This window comes from Roseateles sp. P5_E11 (assembly GCF_054049355.1).
This window is the reverse complement of sequence record NZ_JBFUMO010000833.1, coordinates 1-1,886: the sequence shown is the minus strand read 5'-3', so window position 1 is coordinate 1,886 and position 1,886 is coordinate 1. Positions and strand designations below refer to the sequence as shown.

2 protein-coding genes are annotated in these 1,886 nt (G+C 66.4%); one reads left to right on the top strand and one right to left on the bottom strand.

The genetic code is table 11. From position 1 onward, the window contains the following. Nucleotides 1-2 precede the first annotated feature (2 nt). A complete protein-coding gene (locus ACXJKR_RS31150; protein WP_457326147.1) occupies nucleotides 3-740 on the bottom strand; it encodes a DUF481 domain-containing protein in 738 nt (245 codons plus the stop codon). Between the two features lie 105 nt (nucleotides 741-845). Between ACXJKR_RS31150 and ACXJKR_RS31145 the strand changes: the two genes are divergently transcribed. Next, the coding region (locus ACXJKR_RS31145; protein ID WP_457326146.1) for an ATP-dependent helicase at nucleotides 846-1,886 on the top strand (1,041 nt) is incomplete at its 3' end.

The window sequence follows — 1,886 nt, the reverse complement described above, 5'->3', positions numbered from 1 at the left end:
GTTCAAAACTTGTAGCCGAAGCCCACGGTCAGCAGGTTGTCCGTCTTCTTGGTGCCCACGGGCACGTGGCCGGTGTAGCGGCTGGACAGGCCGGCGTTGAGCGTCCATCCGGCGATGATCTGCGTGGCCAGCCCGGCGTCGAAGGTGGCGCGGTTGCCGAGGTCGCCGCCGCCGGGGTAGTAGACGAGGCGCTGCTTCAGCGTCGTCGTCTCGCTGACCTTGTGGCTGGACTCTTCGCCGAACAGCACTTGCGCGCCATTGGCCTCGCTGCCGTCCGTCAGGCGGGTGGCGGTGTAGCCGAGACCGCTGAAGACGTCCCAGCTGTTGGCATCGTCCTTCACCAGGTGGTAGCCCGCGCCGCCGTTGAGGCTGTAGCGGTCGCGCACGCCGCCGGCCTTGTTGGTTTCGCCTTCCGCGCCGCCAAAGGAGAACCACTGCGGGCCGAGGTTGAAGTCGTAGCGGCCGCCCAGGCGCAACAGGTCGGCGGTGGTGGTGTCGACGCCCGCGTTCTTGTTGCGGCCGTAGTTGGCGATGCCGTAGAGGCTGAGCTTGTCTTCGGCCGTCGCGACGCTGGCATCCGCATTGGCGGCCAATGTGCGGCTGCTGCTGTTGCCGCTGGCCATTGCGCCGGAGACGCTGAGCCCGCCGTGCCATTTGCCGTCGGGCGTGTCCTGGGCCTGGGTGGACTGCGAGGCGAGGGTGAGGGCGATGGTGCCGAGGGCGAGAGTGAGACGTGGCATTCCGAAAGTGCTTTAGGGGAAAACCAGAAGTATCCCCAACGACCCCGCACGGTCAGCGGCGGGCGCCGGCCAGGCTGTAACGAGGGGCTTCCCTAGAATGCCGGGATGACTTCTTCCCCTGTCGACGCTGTGGTCGACGCTGCTTCCAGCCCCCTGCTGCGCAACCTCAACCCCGAACAACTCGCCGCAGTGACCGCGGCGCCGGAACCCGCGCTGATCCTGGCCGGTGCCGGCTCGGGCAAGACCCGTGTGCTGACGACCCGCATCGCCTGGCTGCTGCAGACCGGCCAGGTCAGCCCGGGCGGCATCATGGCCGTGACGTTCACGAACAAGGCCGCCAAGGAGATGCTGACGCGTCTCTCGACCATGCTGCCCTTCAATGTGCGCGGCATGTGGATAGGCACCTTCCACGGCCTGTGCAACCGCTTCCTGCGTGCGCACTGGAAGCTGGCCAATCTGCCCCAGGCCTTCCAGATCCTGGACGCCAGCGACACGACCTCGGCCGTCAAGCGTGTCATCAAGGCGATGAAGCTCGACGAGGAGCGCTTTGTGCCCAAGCAGGTCGGCTGGTTCATTGCCGGCCGCAAGGAAGACGCCCAGCGCCCCGGCGACGTGGAGCAGCGTGACGAGCAGACCAAGACCCTCGTCGAGATCTACGCCAACTACGAGGACCAGTGCCAGCGCGAGGGCGTGGTTGACTTCGCCGAGCTGATGCTGCGCAGCTATGAACTGCTGCGCGACAACGCCTCGGTGCGCGAGCACTATCAGCACCGCTTTCGCCACATCCTGGTCGACGAGTTCCAGGACACCAACAAGCTGCAGTACGCCTGGCTGAAGATGTTCGCGCCGCCGGGCTTGGACAACGGCCAGAGCATCCTGGCGGTGGGCGACGACGACCAGAGCATCTATGCCTTTCGCGGTGCCCGCGTCGGCAACATGGCCGATTTCGAACGCGAGTACCGCGTCAGACGAGTCATCAAGCTGGAGCAGAACTACCGCAGCTTCGGCCACATCCTGGACGCCGCCAACGAGCTGATCAGCCGCAACAGCCAGCGCCTGGGCAAGACGCTGCGCACCGACGCCGGCCTGGGCGACCCGATTCGCGTGCAGGAGTCGCCGAGCGACTTCGCCGAGGCGCAGTGGGTC